5 protein-coding genes are annotated in these 4,697 nt (G+C 56.2%); all 5 read right to left on the bottom strand.

What is annotated here, in order from left to right; genetic code table 11:
- Positions 1-164 precede the first annotated feature (164 nt).
- The 5 genes from ACW7G0_RS14140 to ACW7G0_RS14120 all read right to left on the bottom strand — a co-directional run bounded on the left by ACW7G0_RS14140 (position 165) and on the right by ACW7G0_RS14120 (position 4,548).
- Positions 165-674, bottom strand: coding sequence for a DUF4259 domain-containing protein (locus ACW7G0_RS14140; protein WP_456990629.1), 510 nt, complete (start codon positions 672-674; stop codon positions 165-167).
- 19 nt (positions 675-693) lie between these two features.
- Positions 694-1,101 (bottom strand): DUF4259 domain-containing protein, encoded by a 408-nt coding sequence (locus tag ACW7G0_RS14135; protein WP_456990627.1) that lies wholly within the window; start codon positions 1,099-1,101, stop codon positions 694-696.
- Positions 1,102-1,170: 69 nt separating this feature from the next.
- Complete coding sequence (locus tag ACW7G0_RS14130) at positions 1,171-1,692, bottom strand: hypothetical protein (protein ID WP_456990625.1); 522 nt, start codon at positions 1,690-1,692, stop codon at positions 1,171-1,173.
- Positions 1,693-1,801: 109 nt separating this feature from the next.
- A complete protein-coding gene (locus ACW7G0_RS14125) occupies positions 1,802-2,188 on the bottom strand; it encodes a VOC family protein (protein WP_456990623.1) in 387 nt (128 codons plus the stop codon).
- A gap of 1,805 nt (positions 2,189-3,993) precedes the next feature.
- A complete protein-coding gene (locus ACW7G0_RS14120) occupies positions 3,994-4,548 on the bottom strand; it encodes a restriction endonuclease (protein WP_456990621.1) in 555 nt (184 codons plus the stop codon).
- Positions 4,549-4,697 lie beyond the last annotated feature (149 nt).

Genomic DNA, 4,697 nt, shown 5'->3' with positions numbered 1-4,697 from the left:
AGCCACCGAGTGGACTCCGCCAGCTTCTTTCGAGCTTGCCGATCAACTGTCATTAGGGCTCTAACGCCTGAGTTAAGCCGACTTGCGTAGTGGAGCCAAAGCCATGGCAAGCTTTTTCTGTCATGACTTTGGTGTAACGAAGCAAGTTCGGCTTGAACGAATTGTTAGACCTGCAGCTGTGAACGCAGAGCCGCAACGTCTTTTTGCCAGTCACCAAATTCCTCCGCCTCCTCCCAAAGCTCACGAAGCTCAGACTCTGGGCCGAGGATGCGATCAACTGCCTGGTTAGCTTGGGAAGCGAGCGAGGTGTCTGCTACGGGCTTTACCCGCGCAACCCAAGCCATCAGATCGCCTTCGCCTTTGGCAGTGCCAGTGGGACGCCCCAATGCAGCTGCGACAACTTCAATTGCGGCCAGTGCTTGAGTTGCATCAGGAGCCTCCAAGTAGCCGTCCGTAGCGAGCACTCGCGCGATGGCCTCGCGGACGAGGCCGAGATCATTCTGCTCCGTCAGGTCGCAGAGCCAGTCGGCTGCATCGTCGTTGCCGAAGGAGTCAATTGCCCAAGTACCCATAAAGTTCCCCTGAAGGTCTAACGCCTGAGTTAAGCCGACTTGCGTAGTGGAGCCAAAGCCATGGCAAGCTTTTTCTGTCATGACTTTGGTGTAACGAAGCAAGTTCGGCTTGAACGAATTGTTAGACCTGCAGCTGTGAACGCAGAGCCGCAACGTCTTTTTGCCAGTCACCAAATTCCTCCGCCTCCTCCCAAAGCTCACGAAGCTCAGACTCTGGGCCGAGGATGCGATCAACTGCCTGGTTAGCTTGGGAAGCGAGCGAGGTGTCTGCTACGGGCTTTACCCGCGCAACCCAAGCCATCAGATCGCCTTCGCCTTTGGCAGTGCCAGTGGGACGCCCCAATGCAGCTGCGACAACTTCAATTGCGGCCAGTGCTTGAGTTGCATCAGGAGCCTCCAAGTAGCCGTCCGTAGCGAGCACTCGCGCGATGGCCTCGCGGACGAGGCCGAGATCATTCTGCTCCGTCAGGTCGCAGAGCCAGTCGGCTGCATCGTCGTTGCCGAAGGAGTCAATTGCCCAAGTACCCATAAAGTTCCCCTGAAGGTCTAACGCCTGAATTAAGCCGACCCGCGAAGCGGGTTCGGCTTGAATGAGTTGTTAGACCGCATGGTAGTACACCCCCCAGACCCTTGCGCCAACTAGAAGCATAAAGCCAAGAACAACTAGGCGGTTGCGCCAGGCGTAGGTAACCTCTGCGCGGCGGCCAGCGCGTTCCATTTGCTTGCTGATGCTAGGGAGCGCTTGGTTAATTACTTCGACTTCGGCTTGCGCGTGCTGCGGTGAGTAAATTTGGCCTGTGGCTGAATTCAGGAAAGGAGCGCCGTTTGCGAGCTGTTGAGTCAGCAGTCCGCGTTGCTCGTTGGATCTGAGATACTTGTGATTGAGACTTGTGAGAAAAACGGTCGATTCGACGCGCAAGAAGCCACACATTGCTGAGGCGAAGAAGGCGACTAATGCAGAAAGCTCTAAAGTTTTTGGATTTGGCCCGAGGACTCCCGCCTCAAAGCTGCTAGCGATGTAGGCACAAAGGGCTCCTAGAATTCCAAGGACAAAGTAGTCGAACTTCTCAGCGGAAGTCCGCCACGTTTCATATAGACGATCACTGCGTTCTGTGGTCATGCGGTCTAACGCCTGAGTTAAGCCGACCTGCGTAGCGTAGCCGACAACGTGGCAAGCTTTTCCTGCCACGTTGTTGGTGTAGCGAAGCAGGTTCGGCTTGAACGAATTGTTAGGCGGCACTCTCGCGGACCTGGAAGATATTGCCTTCGGGGTCACAGGCATTGCGAACCACGAACCCGGGACCTTGCCATTGCTCTGGAAGGACCTGCCCGCCCAAAGCTTGCGCTGATTCTTGAGCGCCGGAAAGGCTAGGGACGGTGCAGAAGAACTTGATAGCGGCATTGTCACGCAGCTGCGGCGGGCTTGCGATTGCAACCTGCGACGCAACTTGCGGAGGCATGGCGTGAACAATGAGCTGCAAATCTGGCGAGCGAAGCACAACCATCTGGTCAGTACGATGAGCGGCCGCCATGCCGAGAACAGACTGGTAGAAGCCAGAAAGGCGATCAGGGTCTTTGGCGTAGATGAAGATGCCGGCGCGAGCTGGTGCGGACACGATGACTCCAAGCTATGAAATTAACCTGCGGCGAAGGCTCTTGTGGGGGCTAACGCCTGAATTAAGCCGCGACGCGAAGCGGCGTCGGCTTGAATGAATTGTTAGGCCCGTGCCCCTGCGGCCTTATGTGCCTGGTACGCCCAGACTGCGCCAAGACTGAGAGCCACGATGCCTTGCAGGAAATACACGGCTGATCTGCCTGAGGTGAAAAGCAGAGGGCCCACGCAGAGGAGAAGGCCAACCGCCACCATGGCGTATCCCATTGCGGCTTGTCCCTTAAAGCTTGGGAGCTGAGGCCTACCAAGCAGGATGCGGAAGAACAAGGCGCTGGACCAAGCGAAGAGAAGCGAAAAGATCACTAACGCCACAGTAAGAATGGATGGGAGGGTTTCCGGCAGGCGTAAGGCGGCCCGGACGATAAACCAGATGGCAAAGCCAAGCCCAGAGCTTAGAGCCAGTGAGGCTATGAGCCCAACAATTGTTTCGGCTTTGGTAGGCAAACGATTGATGTTGTTCACGGGCCTAACGCTTGAATTAAGCCGACCCGCGAAGCGGGTTCGGCTTGAATGAATTGTTAGGCCTCGCTCCGAGACAGAATGCGACGCCGCCAGCTAGGCCCAGGCCCGCGCCCAGCAAGTATGCCGATAGAGCAGGTACAGGATTGTTCCAGGTTATGGCCCAAGTGAGGGCAGTCATTGCTAGTGAACCCACGAGCGCTGAGCCCAAACAGATGTTGCGCCAAGTGAGCGTATTGCGTGAACGAAGCCACAGGATGTATGGCAGGCCAAGCAGCAGCGTTGGTACGGCAGCGACCGCGAACGAGACTGCCAGGACCATCAGCGCGCCGCCAAGGAGGCTAGCGACACTGCCGCTGTTGCCACCGGACAAAAGTGTGTAAGAGACCAAGCAAATGCCCGGCGCGAGTGCAGCCAGAAAGCATCCAATGGCAATTGAACGATTACGCATAGTGTCAGCGAGGCCTAACGCCTGAGTTAAGGGGTGCCGCGAAGCGGCATCCCCTTGAACGAATTGTTAGAGGACACGTGCGTGCATCCGCATGCGCTCATTTCCAAGGCAGCCACGAGGATGGCGCGACACCTTTGACCCCAACGTAAGACAGCAGCGACACGAAGTAGAGCTCTCCAGCAACGAACAAGCACAGTACGGGCAGTTGCTCGCGCGGAACGCCGCCTTCCAGTGTGATGAACACGGCGGCGCTAATGCCGGCCAGCAGCGTAAGAACCACAAAGGTCCAAGCGAGGAACCTTATCCAGGGCCGTACGGGCTGTCCCGACCACGGTGGCTTAACGAAGAATTCATGGCTCCGTCGGTTCATGCAGTGGTCTCGGGTGTCCTCTAACGCCTGAATTAAGCCGACTTGCGAAGCAAGTTCGGCTTGAATGAATTGTTAGGCGCTGGCCCCTGAAACGCCAGCTCCGTTCGGGGTGACCTACCTGTTGTCACGGATGCCTCTGCTCAATGCGTCCTCATAGTGTTGCTCTGAGAAGCCAGGGCAGCCCTCAGAGAGTGCACGTATCGCATAAGACCATTTCCCGCGGGGCAGGGAGTCGATCTCCGCAAGGTGATCCCAAGCGCCTGCCATCATTTGCTGGGCGAGCTCCGCTGCTGCATTGCCAAGTGCGACCCTAGCAGCGTGCTTTTGCTTAGTCATTTGAACTCACCTGATCTCACATCCAGCGCCTAACGCCTGAGTTAAGCCGACTTGCGTAGCGGAGCCAACAACGTGGCAAGCTTTTTCTGCCACGTTGTTGGTGTAGCGAAGCAAGTTCGGCTTGAACGAATTGTTAGGGCCCAAGCCCGCGAAAAAAACGCTCCAATGCCAGGTTCTTGTGGCTGTTGAAGCCCTCTGGAATAAGACCATCCTCTGGAGAGTACAGGAGCCCAGCATAGGGCTCGACGTCATCAGGGATGTGCGGAACGGGAGCATCGTTGCGTTTGCTCCCTTGTATGTAGAGAGCAACCCCACTGAGCAGTCTAACGAGTGCAATGCCGTGCGCCTTCGCAAACTCAACGGCGCCGTCTTGAAAGGCAGAGGTGCTAACAAGCATCGCCTTGTTCGCGCCAAGGGATTGCTGCTTCTGGTGCAGTGCTTGAACTAGTTCTCTCTTGATCGGGTTCTTGTGCTTCTTGCACTCAACGAGCGTTTTGAACTGAACTCCCCCAAGTGCCTTGAAGCGCACTACAACGTCTATCTCGTACTCGCCATCAGCACCACTGAGTACTTCACGATGAACCGCTGAAAATGAGTCTAGTTCTTGCGCGACAGACTCGAGCCACATCTTTACCTGGAGTTCGTACTCTTCCGGTGTTATGTCTGAGACGCGCTCGAATTTTGCCATGGGCCCTAACTACCTAATAGCCGGACCCTAGGGTCCGGTTATACGACTTACCCACAGGGACGGAACGATGAGCCTATCCCCTTGACTCCATTCGATCCTATTCCACCGGGGTCCGGCTAACAAGTGGAAGCATAACCGGACCCAAACGA

Source organism: Lysobacter sp. A286 (assembly GCF_054052105.1).
This window is presented reverse-complemented; position numbering and strand designations above follow the sequence as displayed.